Here is a 23,302-nt window from a genome sequence, read left to right as displayed (position 1 = left end):
CCTACTTGATGCGGGCGAGCCCGTTGTTCCGTCCAAGGCGCCTCGTCGGCGCTACCCCCGCGCGAGCGTCACGAACGCCGCCCACTCGCCCCGGCCGACCCGCAGCACCGGTCCGCCACCAGCGACCTTCGAGTCACGTACGTACACCGCACCGGTACCGGCGGCCACCTCCACGCAGTCACCGCCGTCCGATCCGCTGTGGCTGCTCTTGAACCAGCGCAGCTCGTCAACGTTCCCGGTTACCTGCTCCACGCTCATGTCTCTCCCACCAGCCGTTCGATGAGCCGCGCAGACGCCTCGACGTTCAGGGCCTGCGATCGCAGCTTGCCATATCGCAACCCGAACGAGCTGACCTCTGTCGGATCGCCGACGACACACCCGACACCCTGCGACTCGAAGTACCCGAGGTGTCGGAGTTCCTTCGTCTGGACCGTCACGAACGGCCCGTTCTTCCCTGGATGGAACCCCAGCCCGGCTGGCATGACCTGGACCTCGACATTGCGCAACCTGCCTAATTCCAGCAGATGTTGCCACTGCGCGCGCATCACCTCGCTGTCGCCCACCGGATCGCGCAACGCCTCCTCCCCGATGATGAACGACAACTCCGCCAACGGATCCCGAGTCAGCAGCTTCTGCCTGCCCAGCCGCGCCTCCGTGTGCTGGTCGATGATCTCCTCGCTGAACGGCGGGCAGTGGCCGCCGAACACCGCTCGCGCGTACGCCTCCGTCTGCAACAGGCCCGGTACCAGCAGCGGGTCGTACGAGAAGCGGCTCAGCACCTCCGCCTCGATGAGGGCGAAGTTGCGGAAGAACTTCGGCAGCTTCGCCCGGTCCACATCGGCCTGGAGCACCTCCAGCACACCGCCCGCCCCCAGCACCCGGTCCGCCGCGACCGTGAACGTCTCCTTCGCCGGCCGTCGCCCCTGCTCGACCGACGCGACCTGCTCCAGGGAGTAGCCGATGGCCTCCGCCAGGGCCTGCTGACTCAACCCGGCCCGCTTCCGCAGGTGCTGGAGGAGCTTGCCGTAGGCCACCCACACGCCCGGCAGCTCGCTGTCCTCCCTCGTCCTCGTCGCCCGGCCGTTCCGCGTATCCCGCATGCGTCTTCACGTCCCTTCCCGCCACCCGCTCGTGCCCGCCCACCGCCCATCCGTAGCGTTCCTCAACTCCACTACAGCTGGGCAAGGTTCAACGGGTGAGCACATTCCCCGGACACGGCCCTCGCCCCGTACAGCACCCGTACAAGACCCGTGCAACTCAGAGCGTCGCCCCCTCGCCCGGCCCGTACCAGCTCACTTCCGTACGGCCATCAGACCTGGTCAGCGACGCTCGCAGGGTTCCACGATGACGTCGTGAAGCAGCAGAAGAGCATCCAGGAGGCTCCGGCCTCGGCCCCCGAGCTGAGCCTCCGCCTCAGCAGCACCCCACGCGGCGCCCGCCTGGCCCGCAACCTCGCCGTTCAGCAGCTCACCGAGTGGTGCGGATGCCCGTACGACTCCGATGCTGCCCGAGCAGTCGCCGTGGTCACCGCCGAGCTGGCCGCCAATGCCGTCACTCACGGCCGGCTTCCCGGCCGTGACTTCCGGCTGACGCTCCTCCTCCTGTCCCACGCCCTCCGCATCGAGGTGACGGACACGCGCCCGGAGCGCCTGCCGCCCACCTCGGTGGCGGGCCCCATGCCCGCCGACGCGGCTTCCGGACGTGGCCTGTTGCTCGTCGAGTCCTACGCGGAACGTTGGGGTTACGAGGTCCGCGACGCGTACACCAAGACGGTCTGGGCGGAAGTAGGTCGCGGCCTCTTGTGAACTAAGTCAATGATTGTCATCCTGGAGAGGTAGCTGTGACCCAGGGGGGCGCCTTGCTTGACCATCGGCTTGTTCAGACCGCCGTGATCGGCGACAAGGACTCGGATCATCCGGTCATCCTGCCCATGGACGCACACGAGCTGGATATATGGCGAAGGATGCACCCGTCCTACGACTACTGGTGCGGCCTTCAGCTCGGCGGTTGTGGCGGCCAGTTGACCGACCGCCGATACACCAACAAGGTGTGCCACTTCGCTCACCATGCCACCGCCCCCATCTGCTATCGCACGGCGAACGGCGAATCCAGCGCCGACCACCTCTTCATCAAGCGAGGCGTGCGGCGCCTGATGGACAAACGACAGCTCCGCGGCAAGGTGCAGACGCGGGACCTGGGCAACGGTCCTGGTGACGCCGTAGACGTGTACCTCACGGAGAGTCGCCGACGGCTGCGGTTCCAGCTCAGCCCGGTCGACTACCGGGCCTGGCGTGGCGCTACGGACGAACTCGGGGCGGATGCGGCTGACATCGACTGGATCTTCGCCGCCGAGGGGCAGATCACCCAGCAGATCATCGGGAGCCATGGGTACTGCCTCCGCGTGCGTTGCGAGACTGTGGGAGGGGAGCGGCGCGTGCACATCGGGGCCGAGGCCCGGGACCGTACCGTTGCCTGGACCCCGCTCGAGGACTGCGCGCTGACACCGTCCGGCATCGTCACACCGCACGTCGAGGAGATCCGGCTGTCCTTTCCGCGCCCGAAGCCTTCCGTGTTTCCGGTGCAAGGAGGTCTGGTCTTTGCCCTCGCGCCGGACGCAGTCGCACCTGCCGACTCGCCCTTCACTCTGGAAGGCCGACATCTGCTCGTGGCCGACGTGAAGCCGATGGACAGCCCCATCGTCCGTACCGTGATCTCGCTGCCGGGGGACACGGCGGCCCCACCCTCCGAACACGTCTACCGCGTGCCCGACGGTGCGCGCATCCTCGTGGCCGGGAACGGCCGGGAGTGGGCGGTCGAGGCCAACCGGTACATGCGGCTCAACACCCACGATGCGCAGCGCACGGGGCTGTGGACACCGGCCCCTGAGCGTTTCGAGCCGCCGGCAGTACGCCCCCCGGCTCCCGCGCGACCCGTTGGGCAGCCGAAGACACCCGCACCCGCGCCGGTACCGGCGCGTATGGAAGTGTCGAAGACCGCCGCGACTGCCCCCGCGGCTCGCGAATCACTCACACGCCCCGAGATAGTGACGGCACTACGGGATGCCCTGGCGCAGTGCGCTCGGGAGCGTGCAACGGCAACGTGGGAGATGCTCGCCCAGGTGATCGGGCCCGCCCTTGTCACGTATTCCCTTGATGATCGATGTTCGCTGCTCGTAGAAGTCGACCGACCACTGCGCGAACACGTACCGGTTCTGTCCGCGCTCATCCGTGAACGCGGCGCATCACTGTCCTATTTGCCAAGCGTTCTTGCGCGGCTCGGGGTGCCTCATGCCGAGCAGGCTGCCTCCCTTCAGATCAGAAGCTGGGCGGTTGTCGAGAGCGAGCGGGCCTTTGCCGCCTACGCGACTCCCTCACGAGCCATGTCGGCGCGCTACGTGCTGGTGCCGAAGGCATCGAAAGCACGGCAGCGTTCGGCCGGGCGTCGGATCGCGTCCAGGCCCAAGCCGAGCAGCGTGACGCGTGTGCGGACGCTCCTTTCTCAACTCGAACAACTGCGACCGAGGTTGCAGGGTGCCATGGCTCGCCAGTCGGCTTCCAAAGCGATCAGTGGTGGGCAAGCATGGCTCGCCCATCTGGACGGGGCAGATCAACCTGCGCAGCAGCAGAGGAAGCTTGCAGCTCAAACGCCCGAGAGCGTCATCGGCCGACTTGAGAGGGCCATCAGCGCAGCGCGCGACGACATCAAGGCCGCGGAGTGGCTGACGCAGCGCAAGGATTGATGCGGGGAAGACCGGGCGTCGTAGAGGGGGCCCGCGGAGCTTGTCGACAGGCCTGCTTCGTGCACGCCGTCCGTCATCGACCCGCCTCCGAAACTCAGTCGCACCGGTCCGCGCGAATCTGTTAGACAGCCAGGATGTCTTCTCGGCGCCCCCTGCTTCCACGTTCGGCACCGGCCACCTCCGGGATTTCGTCCCGTTCGATCGCCCTGCTGCTGGACCGGCTCGAAGAGCGATCCGTCGAGTGCCACTCGATCATGGTCGTGCACCGCGGTCACGTCGTCGCCGAAGGCTGGTGGGCGCCGTACTCGGCCGAGCGCCCACACCTGCTCTACTCGCTGACCAAGTCGTTCACGTCGATTGCCGTGGGGCTCGCGGTCGCCGACGGCCTGCTCTCGCTGGGCGACCGTGTGGTGGATGTGCTGCCCGACCACGTCCCGGCCGACATCTCGGAACAGGGAAGGCGCATCACCGTTCACCACCTGCTGACCATGACAGCAGGGCACCCCACGGACAGCCTCACCGAGGCGTGGGAGCTGGAGCCCCACGACCTGGTGAAGGGTTTCCTGCGCCTGCCGTTCTCCGCGGCGGAGGGAACGCGGCACACATACGACAACTCGACCACGTTCATCCTGGCCAGGATGGTGGAACGGGTCACGGGCCGCGGCCTTCCCGAGTTCCTCGACGAGCGGCTCTTCAAGCCGATGGGTGTCGATCACGCCGAGTGGGACCGGGTGGCCAGCGGTGCCGCCTTCGGGTTCCACGGCCTGCACCTCACGACCGAGGCCGTCGCCGCATTCGGTGAACTGTTGTTGCGGGGAGGCCTCTGGGGCGGACGGCAGCTGGTGCCCCGCACATGGGTGGAGCTGGCGACCCGACGGCACATTGACTGCTTGCCGTTCGAGGACGGAACGGACGAGGCCGACTTCTCCTGCGGCTACGGCTACCAGTTCTGGATGTCCCGTCACGGGTACCACGGGCATGGTGCCTTCGGGCAGCAGTGTGTGGTGGTCCCGTCGCACGACCTCGTCGTCGCCGTGACCGCCCAGGGGGAATCGCAGGAAGTGCTCGATGCCATGTGGGAGTGTCTGCTGCCCGGGGTGGGCGATGGGGGCAGAGTTCAAGACGACGAGGTGCTTGCCGATCGACTGCGTCGTCTGTCGCTGCCGCCGGTGCCGGGCTCGGCCGACCCGGAGCGTTCGGTCGGTGCGCGGCTTGACGCATCGGCCGAGGAGTCGGCGCTGCCCGACGGAACGGCAGTGACCGTTGATCCTGACGGCGGTGGATGGCTCGTACGGTTCGAGGCGCTTTTCGATATCGAGGTGGGCCACGGCGAATGGCGGGAGAGCTCTCCGCTCGGCCGGTCTGTCGTCGCGGCCGGAGCCTGGCAGGGCCACATGTTCGTAGCCGACCTTTACGTCATCACCACCCCGCACCGCGTACGACTGGTCATCGATGCCGATGCCGGGACTGCCACGGCCCTTTGGAGCAGTCTGCCGCTCACCGGCCCCAGCCTGGAGCTGCCTGTGCGGGCGCCCCTGATGACACGGCCTGACGTCGCGTAGAACATGAACGCGGGAATGCCGAGGAGATGCGGAGGCCCGCGCCCGCGGTGTAGCGGCTCGGGCCTCCGGGCGAGGGGTGCGGGTCAGGCGGACTGGGGCAGTCTGGTGCCGCCCGCCTTCGCGGGTGCGACGCCGAAGATGTCCACCGCGTGGTAGTACGTCCAGGCCGTGGCATTGCAGGAGGTCAGCGTCGCGCCGGAGTAGGCGGCACAGACGCGCTTGAGGTCCGCGTAGAGGGCGGAGTCGAGACGGGCCTTGTTGGCGGAGAACGTGCCGGCGGCCTTGTAGTTGCGGTAGCCGAAGTCGTGGCGGGCGCAGGCAGTTTGGAACGGGAAGCCGAACGGGTTGTCGGGGGAGGTGCTGCAGTAGTCCGTCGACCAGTCGAAGCCGTACGCGGACCATGCGCCCTTGTTGTTGCGGGCAGCGTTCCAGGAGTTGTAACTGGAGGCGCTCGTCTGGGTCCAGGAGCTGAGGACCTGCGGCTTGTCCGCAGGGGCGGCGGAAGCGGATGCGGCGGGGAGCAGGGCGAGCGGAAGCGAGAGGGCGGCCGTGACGAGCAGAGCGGCGAAGCGACGATTCATGGAACAACCTCCAGAGAAGCCAGGGGAGTTGCAACAGCTGTGTGCCTCGCGGGTCTGGTGAGGCAGCTTCAGGATGCCGTCATGTACATGCCGTGTTGGGGAGTTTCGTCAAATGGCCTTCACCGATTTCGAACGTCTCGGCCTGAGCGGTCGGCGTGACGGAGCGGCCCGGATGCGCAAACTGCCCTGGACGCGTCGCCGCATACCTGCTCGGCCTTGCGTACCTGCTGCATCTTCACCTGAAGTCCCATGACCGCCCTATAGGGTTGTACTTCAACGGACATCCGTCGAAAGATGCGCCGGCCGCTGAGTCGCTGTGCTGAGACGTCAGAGAGGTTGTCCGGACCGGGCGACCCGGCTATGCGCTGAACTGCCTGGGGGGACGCGCCATGACCGAAGCTCCGATAGACACCGACGTCATCGGCGACGAGGGTGCCCGGGAGGCCGTCGAGCACGAGCGCGACGAGCTGCGGGAGTTCATCAAGGGGCTGAGCCCGCACGACATCAAGTCGGGCGGCTGGTTCACCAAGCTCAGCGCTCAAGCCTTGAACTCCTATACCTCCAAGGTCGACTGGCAGTACTTCCAGGAGCGGTACGCGGGTGTGCCGGCGGATGCCATCGTCGATCAGCGGATCAAGATGGCGGCCCGGTACGCCGCGCTCGAAGGCGGGCTCTCCGCCGGGGCCTACACGGCGACCGTCGCCGCCACGCTCGGGACCCTCGGTGGTGCTTCGTCGGCGACGGTCCCGGCCGCCGTCGCGACCATGATGGTCGATGTCGCGTTCATCACCCGGCTCCAGCTCCGACTGGCTTACGACATCTCGGTCCTCTACCGGGTCCCGCTCAACCTGTCCGACCCCGAGGACATGTGGAAGCTCATTCGAGTCGCCTTCACGATCAGGGGCGGGGAAGTGGTCAGGGAGGGCGTGGTCAAGACGGTCCCGGTCATGATGCGGCCGTTGATCAAGCGCTTCTACTCCAAAGCGGCACTGAGCACTGCGAAGGGACTCCCCTTCGTCGGGAAGTTCCTGCTGCAGCGCAACGTCATCAAGATCGGCATCCCCGTGGTCGGCGTTCCCCTTGCGGTGGTGTTGAACCGCTACACGACACTGCTCGCGGGGCGGCACGCGCAGGCCGTCTTCAGGAACGAGGCGCAGGTGATCGAAATCGCCGAGGGGCTGAGCAAGCGGAGCCGGCACCCGCAGTTGACGCTGTGGGTGGCATGGCTCGTCATCAAGACGGACACCAAGATGGCCGATGACGAGACGCTGTTGATGCGGCACCTGGTGAGGCTGGTCCGGGAACAGCACCAGGTGATCGATGAACAACTCGCTCACCTGGTCGATGTCGATCCCGCCGACGTGTGGCGACGCTTGGACGCGGAGCCGGGGGATCTGAGCGACCTCGTCGACGTCGCCGAACGTGTGGCTGCTGTGGACGGTGCCGTCAACGCGCGTGAGAGAGCCGTCATCTCCGAGCTTGCGGAGCGCTGCCGCCGGGCCTGACGTTTCCCTCTGGAGCCGTCCCCTGGCGGTGCGGAGCCGCGCTTGGTGATTCGGACACCCCCGTGCCTGCTTGTGAACTGAGTCAATGAATGCAATGCTTGGGGTGTAGGCGCGTAGGTGGGCCGGATCAATGTGTGACTGGCAGTCACCGATTCCGTCCTGATAGTTGTGACGACGGTGCGGGTGCAGGCCCGTTTGCAGCGTTCCGCCGGGCGTTGCCAGGGAGGGACAGCCATGAACACCACCACTCGCGACCAGGCCATCGCCGATGAGCAGAAAGCCGTGGATCACGCGTACGACTGCTACGCAGAGCGGCTCGCCGAAATGACCGATGGTTCCGCCGCCACGGCTGCTGCCAGCAACAAGGACGGCATCGCCAACCGGCTCGGCATCGAGGAGCAGGCGGCGGCGTACGACGGGCTGGGCGGCGAGTCTCTCGTCACTGCCCGTGTTGACGCGCCGGAGGACCCAGGCGGGGAGCCCCGGCCCTGGTACGTCGGGCGGCGTGCCGTCTCGGACGTCCGTACCCGGGACAGCGTCGTCGTTCTGTGGACCAGCCCGCTGGCGACGAAGTGGCTCGCGGTGCGGCCGGAGGCACCCGGCGACATCGCTCTGCGGCGGCAACTGCGCTGCGCGCAGCGCGTCGTCGAGGACTACTTCGACGACATCACTCGGGCCGCCGTTGCCCCCATCGCCATCGTGGAACCCGTCGCGGACCCTGCGCTTCCGTTACTCCCGGCCCTCCCCTTGCCCAGGCCGGCCGGAGATGATGCCCCCGTGCTGCCGGAGGCCGCCGATACCGAGGTGATGGAGCCGGACGAATCGGGAAGCGCGGCACCCGGCGTGCGGCGCGCCCCGGGCCGTACGCCCGCAGACGTCGCCCGGATCCAGCGTGGCAAGCCCCTCCAGCCGGACGACTTCCTGCTCCGCGAGCTCCAGCGCTCCCGCAGCGGCCGTATGCGGGACATCGTCGAGACCATTCGCCGTGACCAGATGGATCTGGTCACCGGCTCTCCCTCAGACATCCTCGTGGTGCAGGGCGGGCCGGGCACGGGCAAGTCGGCTGTCGGTCTCCACCGGGTGACCTGGCTCGTCAACAACGGCCACTTCAAAGCCCAGGACATCCTCGTCATCGGCCCGCACCAGCGGTTCCTCGACTACGTCGGCCAGGTCCTGCCCACGCTCGGCACGCGTGACGTCAACGCCGTCCAGCTCTCCCGTCTGTGGGACGGTGAGGCGGTCGGCATCGACACCGCGCAGGCGCGGCTGGTGAAGTCCGACGAACGCATGTCGGCTGTCCTGCGGCGCCGCGTCGAGCAGGAATGCCGGCCGGAGGCCGTCGACGCCCTTCTCGCCGCACCTTCCTTCGAGGGCGACGAGCCGGCCTTCACCGTTACCGCCGGCAGTACGACTCTGCGCGTTCCGCGCTCTGAGGTGCACGCGTTGTTCGACGAGGCGCGCGGTGGTGACGGGGCCCACCGGGAGCGCCGCGACCGGTTCCGCAGCCTGCTTGTCGACCGGCTCCTGCGGGAACTCGCCGCACTGGCCCCGCGTCGCGGCGCGGACGGCACGATCCGGCGCAGCCTGGAGCGCAACCGTCAGGTGGAGCGCCTGCTGGATCGCGCCTGGCCCTCACCGGGTGCGCGTGAGGCGTTGCGCAGCCTCTACGACTCGCCGGAGCTGCTGCGCGCCTGCGCCGACGGCATTCTCGACGAACAGGAACAGGCCGCGCTGCACCGGCCCCGGGCCGACAAGGCCGAGGACGACCCGTGGACCCTGGACGACCGGGTCTGCCTGGAGGAACTCCGCTTCCTCGTCACGGGGGAGACGCCGCGGCGCTACGGGCACATCGTGGTCGACGAGGCCCAGGACCTGACCCCCATGCAGGCCGGCGCCCTGCGTCGTCGCATCGCCAGGGGCGGCTCGATGACCGTGCTCGGCGACCTGGCCCAGGCCACCGGCCCGTATCCGTACCCCGGTTGGGACCGGCTGGGCACGCTCCTGTCCGACCACGGTGACTGGCGGGTCGAAGAGCTGACCACCAGCTATCGCGTGCCCGCCGAGATCATGGAGTTCGTCGCCCCACTGGCCCGCGCGGTCGCCCCCTCGCTGCCCTACCCGCGGGCCGTGCGTGAGGCCGGAGCGGACGCTGTACGGACGATCGCGACCGAGCCATGGAAGCTGCTCGGCGACACCGTCGTCCAGGCCGTCCGTCTCGTCGGCAGCAGCGACGGACGCACACTGCGTTCCGTGGCTGTCATCGTGCCGGACGACTCGGGGTGGCTCGACGAGATCGGCCGGCATCTGGACGAGGCCGTCGGCATCACCGAGCGGGAGCGGGAAGCGGTGTCGGTCCTGGCCGCGGGCCAGGCGAAGGGGATGGAGTACGACCACGTGCTCGTCGTCGAGCCCGCCACCATCGCCGACCGCGGCCCGTCCGGGCTGCGCCAGCTGTACATTGCGCTGACCCGGAGCACCCAGAGCCTGACGGTTCTGCACAGCGCGCCGCTCCCGGACGCCCTGGCGGGCCTCGAAGGGCCGGCGGAACCTCAGCCCAGTTCGGCCGATGCCGCTGCGGAGGCGGAGGGCGGCGTCCCGGAGATCGGCACGGACCTGCGCATCCGGGTCGTCGGCCATACCACTGGTGGCAACTACAAGGTCGAGGCCATCGAGCCCGTCACGGACCGGCCCCTGCTCATGGCTGTGCGCCACGGTTCCACTCCTCCCTCCGTGGGTGCGGAGATGGACGCCTGGGTACTCCGTCACGTGTCCGGTGTCAGCTTCGTCACGGTCGACGAACGCGGCCGCAGGCCCATCTCGGCGACCATGGCCCCGCGTTACGTGGCCGCGCTCGGCGTTGTCGAGGAACTGGCCGGCGGCAGCGTCCCGGACGACTTCCGGGGCAGGCTCTCCGAGCTCAAGGGCATGGCCAACCGCTGCCTGCGCCTGGACCAGCACGACTGGCTGGACGTCTGGCGTGTACTCGGCGCACCTGACAGGCCGCGTCTGAACGCTCTGCGGGACCTTGCCGCCGGTGCCAACCGTACGTCCGCCTCCGGCACTCCGGATCTGGACCGTTTCCGGGCCGAACTGGAGCGGAGCGCCTGGGCCGAGGACCTGGTCGAGGCCCGGCGGACCATGGAGCGGCGCATCCGTGCCGCAGCCGGCCCCGCTACGGAGAGCGAACAGGACCGAGCGGCCGCCACGGATCCCGATCCGTCCGCATCCGCACCACCTACACCGCCCGAGACCGAGGAAGCCGAACTCATGACCACTACGACAACCGGGCCCGTCGCATTCGAGGAGCCGGGCCCGGGTCCGGGTCCGGGCCTTCTCCAGTTCCTGGAGACCTCGTCGTCGGCGGACCGCACCTGCAAGACCCATGAGGCCGTGCGCTTCGAACTCAAGGCGGCCCTCCTGCGTGCGGACCGGCAGCCGGATCCCGAACACCCGGTCATCGACGTCGACTGTGTGACCGGCGCGGGCCACCTGGTCTACGAGGTGCTCGGCGCCGGTCTGACCTCGTACACCGATCTCCGCTCGGGAGCGGTCCGCCTTCGCGAGATCAACCATGCGCTGGCCCTGGAGGCCGACCGGCTCTGCCTCGTGCTGTCCGGCCCCCCGGCGGAGGACTGGTCGGCTGCCACGGTCCATGACGTCTTCGGTGTCCACGTACTGTGGCGCACTCCGGAGCACGGTTGGGACGGCCACGACCTCGGCAGCGCCCTGGGCGGCGACTGGGCATGACGGTCGGACAGTGCCGCCGCCCTGCCCCGGCGCACCAGGACCACCCGGCTCAGTCCCGCCGGGCCAGATCCAGCGCTGCCGTGAGGACGAACCAGTCCAGCACTTCGCAGATCTCCTCGCTGTGCTCGGTGAAGAGCCTCAACGGGAACGAGGGGCGCAGTTCCAGCTTGGCCTCGGGAAGGTCGATGCCGTCGATCCTGTTGAGCCGGTGCAGCAGCTCGCGACGCTGTTCCGTGTCGTCGAACGGGCTGCGGTCCTTGAGGTACTGGAAGACGACCTCGACGGTCCCGCTGACCGGGTAGAGGCCCAACGGCCACATCAGCTGCGGTCGGGTGCTCGTACCGGTGTCGAGCATGGGGAAGCAGCTTGTCTCCTCATAGCGCCCGTAGTCGAGATGACCACCCTGGCGACGCCAGAAGTCGAGGGCCGCTGTCACCCCGGGCACGGCCTCCGGCCAGTGCTTCTGCAGCTGTTCGCGGAAGCGCTCGGCCGCCTCCGCGTTCTCGTGGTCCGGGAGCGGATCGTGGCTGGTCTGCGGGGCCACGTCCCTGCCCAGCAGGGTAGCCAGTTCCGCGGCCGTCAGGCGCTGGGATGTATGGGCGCGGCCGTAGCGGTCGAACCGCACGCCTTCGCTCGCCAGCACGTCCTGGGGAGGCAGCCGTTCGCTGCCCTCCGCCCAGCGGAATCCGGACGAGACCTTGCCCTCGGAGTTCAGCACGCGGTAGGCGCCGATCACTGCCGGGTTGGCCGCCAGGTAGGCGCCGACAGGGACCGGGCGGGTGCCGATGAGCTCGGCGACGTCCCCGTACGCCGTCCATGTGCCGCTGGGCATGGCGACCAGTGCCGCGCGCAGCTCCGTCCAGCTGGACAGTTCCTCGGTGACCGGACGAAGTCCTCCGACCGGGCCGGGCCAGAGCTTCACCGCGCGTTCCCAAAGGCCGTCGGCGCGAGTGATGATCTCCGCTTTGCCCCAGCGCTTCGACGAGGCGATCTCCTGGTTCATGCGCAGTGCGCTGGAGTCGAGAATCTGCTGCTTGCGCTCGAACGGATGATTGGAGAGCTTGGAGTTGTCGCCTGTCAGAGTCAGGTTGCCGAGAGTGTGGACCAGCAGGTCGTGCAGTTCTTGGGGCGACTGGCCGGTCTCCGTCTCGTCGGCGAGGAGATCGAACCACGCCTGGGCCGGCCGCTGAGGCAGGACGTGCTCGACGCTGAGAGAGGCCTTGGCGAAGTCGACGGGCTCGCTGGGGGAGTAGCTCTCCTCCAGGCGGCGCAGGATGTAGCTGCGCTGCGGAGGGCGTCCGCTCCAGTAGAACGGCTTGCTCCGGATCGCGTCCCGCAGTTCCTCGTCACTCGGCCACCGACGGCGCTTCCCTGACAGGAAGCGCCGAACGGCCTCGGCCGCCGGGCGGTCGGTCTCCAGGTCCTTCGGCGCCTCCATGAAGATGCGGTTGATGCCGGCGGTCGGCGTCTGGCAGATGAGCCGCCTGGCCAGGTAGGACTCGACGTACAGCAGAGCCTCGGCCGCGTCCTCGGGTTTCGTCGATCCCGCGTCCACCAGGTCCAGCAGATGGAGGGCCAAGGGGTAGTGCGTCTGACCACCCCAGGCGGCCAGACGTTCCAGCGCCGCACGGAGAGGCGCCGAAGGCTCTCGGACGGGTTCGACGATGCGGAGGAATCGCTGTGCCCGCTCGGACAGTTGGGCGATCTCGCGCTGAAGCGCATTCTCGTCGCCCGCCAGCGGTTGCAAACGCTTCTGTTGCTCGCGGTAGATCTCGCTCTGCTTGGTCTTGTTGTGACCGCGTACGACCAGGTCCAGCCAGACCAGCAGTTCCAGGTTCTTGGGGCCCAGTTTCTGCTGCATGGGAAGCCACAGTTCCTGGTACACCCGCTCGCCGCGCTGGGGCAGCAGCATGAAGACGTAGTTGCGCAACAGGTCGCTCTGGCTGAGGCCGACGCCGGTATTGTTGATCGATTCGAAGATCCGGTAGACGTTGTCACCAGGTTCGGCGGTGATCTCCACGATCGACAGCAGGCCCTTGAGGGCGCTTTCCACGGCCTCCAGCCAGCTCTTCGCGTCCGTCGCTGCCTCCTGCCCCTCCGAGAGGGCGCCGAGGAAGAACCGGTACGCGCCGCCGATGTTGCCTCCGCCGCCTGATCGGGGTGCCGAGCCGACGCACTCGGTGAACTCCTGCCGGTCCGCCTGGGTAGGGAGCAGACGGTAGTGGTCCAGACCCTCCTGGTACTCGTTGACGAGGATCTGGCGGTGGACCCGCTCGGCCCCACGGGGGTCGCCGGAGTCCTTCAGCCGGTCGCGCAGTGCGGTGAAAGCGAGCATCAGAGTGGTGAGACGCTGCTGACCGTCCACGACCAGCCACTTCTGTACTCCGCCGGCCTGGATCTGCCCCGGCGCGAGAACGACGGACCCGAGGAAGTGCGGTGCGGCCGACTCGCCGGCCCGGTGCTGCTCGACGAGCTCTCCCACGTCCTCCCAGAGCCGCAGCAGTTGATCCCGGCCCCAGCTGTACGTCCTTTGGTAGAGCGGGACCTGGAACTGCTTCTCCCCCTGGATGAGATTGAGGAAGGTGATCTCCTGGGCGCGCATGCGCTTCCTTTCCCTGCTGCGGCCGGTGCGTTCGCCTGCCCGGGGACGTGCCGGGGGCGTTCGAGTGTGCGCACTGGATGCTGACTGGTCGGCGGGGTTCGGCGTATGCCGACGCCGGCTCCGTCTGTCGCTTCCGGGAGCTTAGGTGACGTTTGAGTGCCCGGTCAGCCCATCTCCGGGATCGGCTCAATTGAGGTGTGAACTCAGTGCGTTCTGTGCATTCACGTGCTGGGAGATCCTGGGCATCGTCTCGTTGGGAGAGCGTCGCAGCAGCTTCATGCTGCGGCCCTCGACCCATGCGTTCCAGGACTTGAGGTAGTACAGCAGATGTTCACGGGAGTCGTCGCGGCGGCGATGGGCTTTTCCACTGGCCAGGCCGAGCATCGTGTTGCGCAGGGTGAGGCGGGGGTCGCCGGACTCCAGCAAGGCGCCCGTCACCACTCCGTCCTGCCACGCGGACTGGTCGATGTCGGGACGCGTGCGGGTGGTGACGTACCAGCCGATCGTCGCCGCTGTGGTGGTGATGCGACAGGCACGGTTGAGCGCGATGCCGTGCGGGAGCGCCTCGCGGACGCCGGGATGCTTCTCCAGCATGACCAGCAGCTGGTCGTTGCTGGTGACCGACGAGCCGCCGCTCCATGCGGAGTCGGGTGCGTTCAGGTAGAGATGGAGGCCACGCAGGGCTGCTGCCAGGTGGGTGGCGTTGGACTCCCCGGCGAGCGCGAGGGTGTCCCGGCCCGTGCGCTTGCGGCCTGTGTCCATCACCGTGAACGCGGCGCGCGGCACCCCATGTGTGACTGTCAGTAGGACCGGGCTCCCCGCCTTGACGATGGCCGCCAGGCGATGCTGACCGTCGATCAGGCCGCCGTCCTCATCGAAGGCGATGCCCTGGTGGGTGAGTTGCCATTCGCCCCTCTGGATCTGTGCCGCGAGCTGCTGAACCGTGCCCTTGCTCAGAGGTCGGTTACTGGTGTTGCGAGTGAGCCAGGCAGCGGCCGTTTCGGGGGATACGTCGACGATTTCCATGTGCATGGGAGAGACCTCTCGCGGGTTGGTGAGTAGGTGCTGACTTAGATTGCAGCAGTGGTGTGAACTGAGTCAACTGGCAAGTATGCGCGTTCGGGGTCGTCGGCTTCCCGTTGGTCGGGATGTCCGACGAGTCCTGCTCCGTGGCTCACGCCTGCTGGTACGCTCATCGCGTGTGCTGAGTTCACACTTGATTTATGGGGCGCGCTGGGGGGCGCGCTCGGGGGCGTACGTATCCCCGTGCTCCGGTTGGCCGGGGCGTGATTTCGCAAGTCGGCCACCTGTCGGGGGCCCTCAGTAGCAGTGGAGTGGCGTGTGAGCCAGGGTGGGAACGTGCTGAGCGACGGCATTGAGCCGGTCGGTTCCGTGCATCACTATGCGGATGGGCTTCATGTCCGTATCGACGAGGTCGTCCCGTACGAGCCGGTGAGCGCCGCCGGCTGTGACGGGTACCGGCAGGGTGACGATCTGATCCGGTGCACGCTGTATCTGAGTAACGGGACAGGGGGGCCCGTCGACCTGAGCGGAATCGGACTGTCGGTGCGTGGCGGACCGTATGGAAAGACCGGCCGTCGGGTGACCGACTCCGCGAGTGGTTCGCTCGACGGCGCATTCGTCGGGACGCTGCGCACCGGGCGTCGCGTCTCCGCGACCTGGGCCTACAGCATCCCGGCCGGCACTGGCCAGGAGCTCGATCTGGAGGTCCGTTTCGACGGCACGCACCCGCGCGAGAGTGTCACCTTCAGTACCGCGCCCCCCGCTGCGCAGGCTGGCGCCCGCGTACCCGCCGCCCGGGCCGCAGTGACGCCCTTGCCCGATCAGGCCGTGCTCTTCGGTGACGAACAGCGGTCACTGTTCACGCAGACTCCGGAGGTGCCCGCGGCTTCGCGCGGGGCGGCGGACGAGAGTGACGCCGCACGTGTCCGGCAGATCTTTCGCTTCCTGGCGGAGGCCGAGGAGTCCAGGACGCGCGCCGTCCGCACCCTCGACGGGGCGGCAGGGGCCGTGTGGTTCGAGGAACTGCCGGACGATCCGGGTGTGTCCGTGATGCTCGACGGCACCCTGGCAACCGACGACCCTGCCTGGCTGACCGTCGCGCGGCCCGATCGCGAGGATGCACCGCAGCCGAACGCGTTGCTGGAACCATGGGTCGACGGGACTCGGATCCGTGACTTCAAGCAGCCTCGTGCCCCGCATCTGAGACGGCGCATCGAGCCCGAATTCCCGGACTGGTCCATCGGTATCCCGCTGGAGAAGACGTACCACGAGCTCGATCAGCACCCGAAGCGGGAGAAGATCGAGAAGTTCCACGCGGCCTGGGAGCAGGAGTGGGCCGCGTGGGCGCAGCGGCGGAGGGAGATCGACCCCCTGGTCAGACTGTACGACCGGCTCCACAAGATGCATGAGGATGCCGCCAACCTCGGTGAGGCATACGAACTCGTCCTCGGATTCGGCCGGCTCACCTGGCAGACGCCTGAAGGCCAGCGGGTGGAACGGCATCTGGTCACTCACCGTGCGACCCTCCACCTCGATCCTTCCACCGGAACGCTCATCGCGGCCCCGGATCCGGGTGGAGTGGGGCTCGAGCTGGAAGAAGGCATGCTCGACGGGGCACAGCACGTGCCCGGTTCCGTCCGCGAGGAGATCGTGGAGGTGCTGGAGAGCGCCTCGGACGTCACCGATCCCGGGCAGCTCGACGCCCTGCACACCGTCCTGCGGAGCTGGGTCAACGCCGCACACAGCGCGGGGAATTATCTCCCGGCGGTACAGCGCGTCACTCCGCGCAGTCTCGATGTGCCCCAGGTCGGGCTCACACCGGCGCTCGTCCTGCGTGAGCGCAACCGCCGGTCCACGCTGGACGCGCTCAAGACCATCGCCCGCCAGATCGACGCGGGTACCCCGCCCACCGCTCTGCTGAGCTACATCGCGGGCCGAGACGGTGCGCTCACCGCCGCCGACCTCGTGGCGGCGCAGGGGGAGAGGAGCCAGGACGACGGCGGCGAGATGTACTTTGCGCTTCCGGCCAACGAGGAGCAGCGGACCATTGCCGAAAGGCTGCGGACCAACCGGCTCGTCGTCGTCCAAGGGCCGCCCGGTACGGGCAAGACGCACACCATCGCCAATTTGGTGACGGATCTGCTCGCGCAGGGCAAGCGTGTCCTGATCACCAGCCAGACGCCGCGCGCCCTTCGGGTGCTGCGGGACAAACTGCCGGAGTCCGTACGCGACCTGTGTGTCAGCCGCACGGAGGACGGCGCCGCCGCGCAGCGCGAGCTGGAGGCGTCCGTGGCCCGGATCCTCGGTGAGTACGCCGGTTACGACCCGACGGCTTCGCAGCGTGAGATCCGTACGCTGCAGGCTCGGCTGGCGGCTGCCCGGACGGCACAGCAGGCCATCCTGCGGGATCTGACGGCGCTGCGTGAGCAGGAGACGCACCGCTTCGCGGCGGAGATCGGGGATTACAGCGGCAGCCTGCAGGAGATCGCCGAGCGCCTGGCGGCCGAGGCGGAGACGTACGGCTGGATCGGCCCGGTGCCGCAGGAACAGCCGTCGCTGAGCGCTGAGCACGCCCTGCGGCTCCTGCGCGCCACCCGTGCCTACACCCCGCTCCACCAGTCGCTCGCCGCAGAGGTGCCGGGCCCCTCCGAACTGCCGGGACCGGCCGCCTTCGAGGATGCGGTCGGCGTCGTGCGTTCGGCGGAGGAGGCACACGAGGCTGTTCGTCAGGATGAGCTGAGCCGACGTTACGACTCCGCTGTGCGCCGCCTCGACATGCACGAACAGGAGAAGGTGTCGGCCGCCCTCGACGCCTTCGTGGGTGCACGCGCGCGGGCCGGAGCTCTGGCCGCTGCAGCGGGCGGCTGGGCCGGTGCCCTGTTGGGCGAAGCCGCCTCGGGCCAGGACTGGCAGGTCCGTAGCCGCCACACCGCGGTGACGGACCTTCTCGCCGCTGCCGAAGCCTCCCTCTCCGTCCTGGGCAGCGCCATGGTCAGCGGACTGGAGCAGTACGAACCGGCTGTGGCACTCCGCCATGCCACCACCCTGCACGACGGGTTGCGGGACGGGCAGAAGCTGCGCGGGACGCTCGGCATCCGTTCGAAGTTCGCCAAGGCGGTGGCCCCGTTCGTGGAGGCGGTGCGGGTGGACGGCCGGTCCCCGGAGGACACCGGCACAGCCGCTGTCGTACTTGCCCGGATCCAGCTGGAACTCCGGCTGTCCCAGGTCGAGTCCGAGTGGGGCACGTCCGGCGCACCGTGGCAGGGCCCCGGCCCCAGGCTGGCCCGGCTGCGGCAGGACGCCGAGGCGCTCGACGCCCTCCTCGCCGTCGCGACGGCCCGCACCGACCTCGTCACGGCAGCCGCCACCTCCTCGGAGCTGAACGCCGCCGCCTGGCAGGACCCGACGGTCGAGAACGCCGTACGGGCATTGCTGCGCGCGGCGACCACGCTGCGTGCGGCCGAGCAGTCACGACGGATCATTGCCGGAACCGAGGAGCTGCTGGGCGAGTGGAGCGACCGGCCGGGCGCCTCCCCGTCGGTGAGGCGTGCACTGGACGCCGTTCGTGCCCGTGACCCGGAGGGATACCGGGAGTTCAGCCAGGAGATCGCGAAGGTCCGCGACGCGGCGCATCTTCGCGCCGATCAGCACGCTGCTCGCGCCGTGGTGCAGGAGGTCTTCCCCTCCCTTGCAGAGAGGGTGGCCGGGAGCGCCGAGGACGGAGGCTGGGACGAGCGGCTCAGCGCTCTTGCGGGCGCGTGGGCCTGGTCCGCCTGGCGGGACCGTATGGAGCGTCTCACCGATCCGGATGCCGAGCGCGTTCTGCGCCGACAGCTCACCGAGGCCGACGACGAGGCCCGCATCATGCTGGCGCGCCTTGCGGCGGCACGGGCTTGGCACCGCTGCCTCGGGCTGCTCACGGGCGACCAGTCCAGGGCGCTCAGTGCGTATCAGCAGGCCGCCCGTCGTATCAAGGGCAAGTACCAGCACCGCTACCGCCGCGACGCCCAGGCCGCGCTGCGCAAGGCGCAGACCGCGGTGCCTGCCTGGATCATGCCCCTGCACCAAGTGGCGGAGACCGTGCCCATGGACCGGCCCGGCATGTTCGACGTGGTGATCGTCGACGAGGCCAGTCAGTCGGGGCTCGAGGCCATGCTGCTGAGCTGGCTGGCTGACCGGATGGTCGTTGTCGGAGACAGCAAGCAGGTGAGCCCCTCCAACGTCGGGCTCAAGCAGGACCAGTACTTCCACCTCAGGGACCGGCTCCTCACCGGGCTCGATGAGGACGTACGGAGCCTCTTCGGCCCGGAGTCCAGCTTCTTCGACCTCACCGAGGCGCTCTCGGCGGGCCGGGGCACGCTCATGCTCAAGGAACACTTCCGGTGCATGCCGGAGATCATCTCCTTCTCGAACGAGCTCTGTTACAACGGCCGGCTTCAGCCTCTGCGCCAGTACGGTGCCGACCGGCTGCCTCCGGTGAGAACGGTGTACGTCGAGAGCGGCGAGGCCATCGGAACCAACACTCGTCTGGCCAACTCCGCGGAGGCCGAAGCGCTCGTCGCCGAGCTGGTGCGCTGCTGTGCCGATCCCGCGTATGAGGGCAGAAGCATGGGGATCATCAGCCTGCGGAGCAGCAAGGCGCATCTGGAGGAACTGGAAAACCTTCTGGCCGAGCGGCTGGACTACGAGGAGCGGGAGCAGCGCCGGATCAGGGTGGGCAACGCGGAGGACTTCCAGGGCGACGAACGCAGCGTCATGTTCGTCTCGTGCCTCAACTCCCCCACCACAGCGGCCGGTACCGTGCCCGGGGGCTTCACCGGCAAGTCCTTCGAGCAGCGCCTCAACGTGGCTGCCTCTCGCGCCCAGGACCAGGTTTGGGTGTTCCACAGCGCTCGCGTCGAGCAGTTCCATCCGAACGATCTGCGCCGCCAGTGGCTCGACCACCTCACGCGACCCGCGGAGGAGGAGACCGTGGCGGTGCGGGGCGAGGTTCAGCCCGACGTACGGCACGAGGCGTTCGACAGTCTCTTCCAGCAGCAGGTGTACCTGGAACTGACCATGCGCGACTACCGGGTCCGGCCCGGATACAGGGTCGGCCGGCATGCCATCGACCTGGTGGTCGAGGGCGGTACGCGAAGGCTGGCGGTGGCCTGTGACGGTGACACGTTCCCGGAGGGCGAGGACGCTTCGACCGCGGCAGCCCGGCAACGCGATCTGGAACGTGTCGACTGGACCTTCGTCCGAGTCCGGGGCAGTCGGTTCCATCTGGACCGCGAGCAGGCGCTGGCTCCACTGTGGACGGAGCTGGAGCGACTGGGCATCGAACCCGTCACGGAGCCAGGGCGGGACGCGCAGGAGGAGGCCGAGGGCGTCGGAGCGATCTCGGACGAGTCCGGCGGGAGCGGGACGGAAGTCTTCGACCGGGATGGGGAGCCTGACGCGAAGAGGGCGGCGCCGCTCGGCGGGAGCGGGGCGGGCGTGGTCGCGGCGCACCGGCCCGAAGGGGACGGCCGCGGTGCGTACAGCCGCATGGAGCGCCGGGACCGGGAGCGTGAGGAGGTCAGGGCCACAGTCGCCCGGCAGCATCCGGCCGAGTCCGTGTTCGCTGCAGGACCGGACGCGGCGCCGGACCGCCCCACCCCCGCAGCGGCGGCAGCAGAGCGGCGGGAAGCGCTTCGCGGCGCACCGGGAGCCTTTCCAGTGCGGTCGATTCCCGTGGGGGCGTTCCAGCGGTTGATGGGGGAGATGCAGCGGTTGCAGACCGCCGTCGACGCACCCGACGAGATCCCCGCCGGCATCGATCCGGCCAATCTGGTGTTCCTGCGCAAGACGCAGGCGGATCAGCGTGACCGCCGGGCCAAGCGGCTGGCATTTCTGCGGGCCTTCATCGACGCGGTGGCCATCGGAGACAGCGACGAAGCACCGTCTGTCGTGGTGCCGGGTGTCGTGCTGGTCCTTGAGTTCGACGGCCGGGTCGACACGGACACGCTCTACACGGTTGCCGAGCTGCCGGGCGGAGACGCGGACGCGGTCTCGCCCTCCTCGCCCCTGGGCCATGCGCTGATGTGGCAGAGGACAGGGCGAGAGCTGTCGTACAACTCGAACCAGAACAAGGCGCACTCGGTCGTGATCCGAGAGATCAGGGCCTGACCGGCTGCCTCCGGCGGCGGCCGCTGCTCACCCGGCAAGGGGGCAGCGGCCGGCCGCTCAGCCGGTCACCGGGTCGAGCATCGGGCTGCGCTGTCCGTTCCAGGAGACGGCCAGCGCGTCACGGGCCCGGGTGCACGCGACGAACAGCAGACAGTGTTCCGCCAGCAGGTCGGACTGGTGCTGGACCGGGTCCACCTCGACCGGAGTCACCTGCTGTGCGAACGGAAGCACCGCGGCTGTCATGCCGACAACGGCCACACAGCGGAACTCCAGCCCCTTCATGGCGTGCATCGTGGCCACCCGTACCCCCGAGGCTGTGGGGCCCGGATCGTCACGGACCGCCACCGCGGGGATGCCTTCCCTGCGCAGCCGTGAGATGACCGAGTCGACCACGGTGTTGAACCGGGCACACACCGCAACCTCCGAGAGCTTCACCCCGTCCTGGTTCGTCCAGGCCCTGATCTGTTCGACCAGCGCTCCGATCTCCGCTTCCTGACTGCCGTACCCGTGCGCGGACGGGGTGCGGCCGTGGAGCTGGGAGCGGTAGCCCCGCAGCGAGTCGCGGCGGCCCTCGGTGTCGTCGTCCTCGCCCAGCCGGCCCACCGGATGCCCGTCGAGCAGCGATGCGGACCAGCGCAGGATCTCTTCCGTGCTGCGGTAGTTGAGGCGCAGTCGGGACGTTCGGCCGCGCACATGGATGCCCAGCGAGCGCAGCGACACCCGGGAGTCGTAGATGCGCTGATGCGGATCGCCCACGAGGAACAGATCGTCCGATCGCGGTGCCACGCAGGCACGCAGCACCCGCCACTGGGCCGGGTGGAGGTCCTGGGCCTCGTCGACCACGACATGCCGGTAGCGCGGACCACTGTCGGCGAGGCAGCTTGCCGCCTGATCGCACAACTGCGTGTAGGTCGCCGAGTGACGGGAGGACACATCTCCCGTGAACCGCTCCATCACACGCCACAGACGGGCACGCTGGACTCGTCCCACCTGGGTACCGCGGCCCCTGCGTACACAGCGGAGATACTCCTCGGGCGTGCGAATGCCCTGGGCCAGCACGACGTTGCGGAATTCCTGGGACAGGAACTGCTCGTTCCACGGGAGGTCCTCACGGGCCGTGGCACGGGTCCAGGCGCTCCGCTCCGCCGCCGCGGAGAGCGGCCGTGGTGCGGTGCCGCGTGCCTCCCGGACGACCCGCGCCGCCAGGGAGTCCACCGTCGTGACGTCGACCCTCTCGAGCAGGTGGGCGTCGGCCTTGCCGAGCAGGAGAGCCAGGCTGTCGCGCAGGGCGGCAGCCATGGCGTTGGTGAAGGTGGTGAGCAGAATCCGGTCGCCGTCGTGGCCGGTGCGCAGAAGGTGGCGTACGCGATGCAGCGCGACCACGGTCTTGCCGGTTCCGGGCCCACCGGTTACCTGAGCGGCCCCGTTGAACCCCGGGTGGTAGGCGAATCGCCGTTGGGCGGGGTGGAGGAAGATCCTCCACCGTGTCAGGTCCTCGGTGAGGATGCGCTCCAGTTCGCCCGGGCCGGTGACCTCGACGATGCGGTCGGGGCTATTGAGGATGGCCTCGGTGAGGGTGACGGCCGGCCGGTCTCCGGCGGTACGGACCGTCTGGCCGCGGGAAGCGATCAGCTGCTCCCACACGTCCTCGGCCGAGTAGCCGGCCGCAAGGAACTCCAGTACCTCGTACTGGTCGGCCGGCATCATCGGCGGAGCCATCACGGAAAGGTCCTCCGCGGTGACGCAGACCCGGGCCAGTCGCAGGACCTGGTCGTCGATGCCGAGATCGCGCAGTGCGGTGTCGGATTGCTTCTCGAAGAGGCGGGCGGGGGCGGCAACGGCTTTTGTCTCGAAGTACGTCTCCATCTGCTCCAGGGCCTCGACGTTGCGTACTTCAAGGCCTCCGGTCGCACCGTTGACGGAGTAGGCACGCTTGCAGGCCCAGTTGATCGCCTCGTCGTGCGTGGCAACCCTCAGCAGAGTGAACAACTCGCTGCCGTCGTCGGGCGCGAGGAGGACGCCACGGTACGACTTGGTGATGCGGATCGTGCGGATCCGGCGGTCGTGCGCCCGTTCCAGCTTTTCCAGATGCATCCCTTTGCTCGCGTGGAGCTGGGGGACGGTCATGCCGCGGAACATCTGTATCGCGTCGTTCACCTCCTTCTGCACAGGACGTTGCAGCGAGATGAGGTCCGCAACGAAGTCGTCGGAGAGGGCGAGTCGGGGCATGGGCGACCTCATGTCACTCGGTGGCCGGTGGTCGAGGAACAGACTAGAGAGTCTGTGCACGAGGATGTGCGGCACCACTGCATCATCTTGTGTGAACTCAGTCAACGCTCTATATTGAACGGGTTGTTATACGCTCGAACCGATTTCGTGCCCACCGGCCCTGT

General features: G+C 68.5%; 12 protein-coding genes. 6 read left to right on the top strand and 6 right to left on the bottom strand.

Annotated features, from left to right (window positions below):
• Positions 1-51: 51 nt before the first annotated feature.
• Together SH922_RS07980 and SH922_RS07975 are read right to left on the bottom strand one after the other, a co-directional pair.
• Positions 52-258 (bottom strand): DUF397 domain-containing protein, encoded by a 207-nt coding sequence (locus tag SH922_RS07980; protein WP_393056386.1) that lies wholly within the window; start codon positions 256-258, stop codon positions 52-54.
• Positions 255-1,100, bottom strand: a complete 846-nt coding sequence (locus SH922_RS07975; protein WP_393056384.1) for a helix-turn-helix domain-containing protein — start codon at positions 1,098-1,100, stop codon at positions 255-257. The genes SH922_RS07980 and SH922_RS07975 overlap by 4 nt, the downstream gene beginning before the upstream one ends.
• A gap of 252 nt (positions 1,101-1,352) precedes the next feature.
• Between SH922_RS07975 and SH922_RS07970 the strand changes: the two genes are divergently transcribed.
• The 3 genes from SH922_RS07970 to SH922_RS07960 all read left to right on the top strand — a co-directional run bounded on the left by SH922_RS07970 (position 1,353) and on the right by SH922_RS07960 (position 5,301).
• A complete protein-coding gene (locus SH922_RS07970) occupies positions 1,353-1,805 on the top strand; it encodes an ATP-binding protein (protein ID WP_393056382.1) in 453 nt (150 codons plus the stop codon).
• A 35-nt stretch (positions 1,806-1,840) separates the two neighbouring features.
• On the top strand, positions 1,841-3,739 hold the full coding sequence (locus tag SH922_RS07965) for a hypothetical protein (RefSeq protein WP_393056380.1): 1,899 nt from the start codon (positions 1,841-1,843) through the stop codon (positions 3,737-3,739).
• Between the two features lie 134 nt (positions 3,740-3,873).
• A complete protein-coding gene (locus SH922_RS07960) occupies positions 3,874-5,301 on the top strand; it encodes a serine hydrolase domain-containing protein (RefSeq protein WP_393056378.1) in 1,428 nt (475 codons plus the stop codon).
• An 83-nt stretch (positions 5,302-5,384) separates the two neighbouring features.
• On the opposite strand, the gene SH922_RS07955 is transcribed toward SH922_RS07960, so the two are convergent.
• A complete protein-coding gene (locus SH922_RS07955; RefSeq protein WP_393056376.1) occupies positions 5,385-5,882 on the bottom strand; it encodes a phospholipase in 498 nt (165 codons plus the stop codon).
• 389 nt (positions 5,883-6,271) lie between these two features.
• On the opposite strand from SH922_RS07955, the gene SH922_RS07950 reads away from it, so the two are divergent.
• Both SH922_RS07950 and SH922_RS07945 read left to right on the top strand, forming a co-directional pair.
• Positions 6,272-7,387, top strand: coding sequence for a hypothetical protein (locus SH922_RS07950; protein WP_393056374.1), 1,116 nt, complete (start codon positions 6,272-6,274; stop codon positions 7,385-7,387).
• A gap of 234 nt (positions 7,388-7,621) precedes the next feature.
• Positions 7,622-11,134, top strand: coding sequence for a HelD family protein (locus tag SH922_RS07945; protein WP_393056372.1), 3,513 nt, complete (start codon positions 7,622-7,624; stop codon positions 11,132-11,134).
• 49 nt (positions 11,135-11,183) lie between these two features.
• On the opposite strand, the gene SH922_RS07940 is transcribed toward SH922_RS07945, so the two are convergent.
• Positions 11,184-13,736, bottom strand: coding sequence for a DUF262 domain-containing protein (locus SH922_RS07940; protein WP_393056370.1), 2,553 nt, complete (start codon positions 13,734-13,736; stop codon positions 11,184-11,186).
• A gap of 186 nt (positions 13,737-13,922) precedes the next feature.
• Positions 13,923-14,768: a hypothetical protein gene (locus SH922_RS07935; protein WP_393056368.1), complete on the bottom strand. Its 846-nt coding sequence runs from the start codon at positions 14,766-14,768 to the stop codon at positions 13,923-13,925.
• A gap of 309 nt (positions 14,769-15,077) precedes the next feature.
• Between SH922_RS07935 and SH922_RS07930 the strand changes: the two genes are divergently transcribed.
• Complete coding sequence (locus SH922_RS07930) at positions 15,078-20,909, top strand: AAA domain-containing protein (RefSeq protein WP_393056366.1); 5,832 nt, start codon at positions 15,078-15,080, stop codon at positions 20,907-20,909.
• A 57-nt stretch (positions 20,910-20,966) separates the two neighbouring features.
• Here SH922_RS07930 and SH922_RS07925 read toward each other — a convergent pair whose 3' ends face one another.
• Positions 20,967-23,138 (bottom strand): UvrD-helicase domain-containing protein, encoded by a 2,172-nt coding sequence (locus SH922_RS07925; protein WP_393056364.1) that lies wholly within the window; start codon positions 23,136-23,138, stop codon positions 20,967-20,969.
• Between the last annotated feature and the right edge of the window lie 164 nt (positions 23,139-23,302).

The sequence above is a fragment of the Streptomyces sp. LN549 genome, from assembly GCF_043203805.1.
In the GTDB taxonomy this organism is placed as follows: Bacteria; Actinomycetota; Actinomycetes; order Streptomycetales; family Streptomycetaceae; genus Streptomyces.
This window is presented reverse-complemented; position numbering and strand designations above follow the sequence as displayed.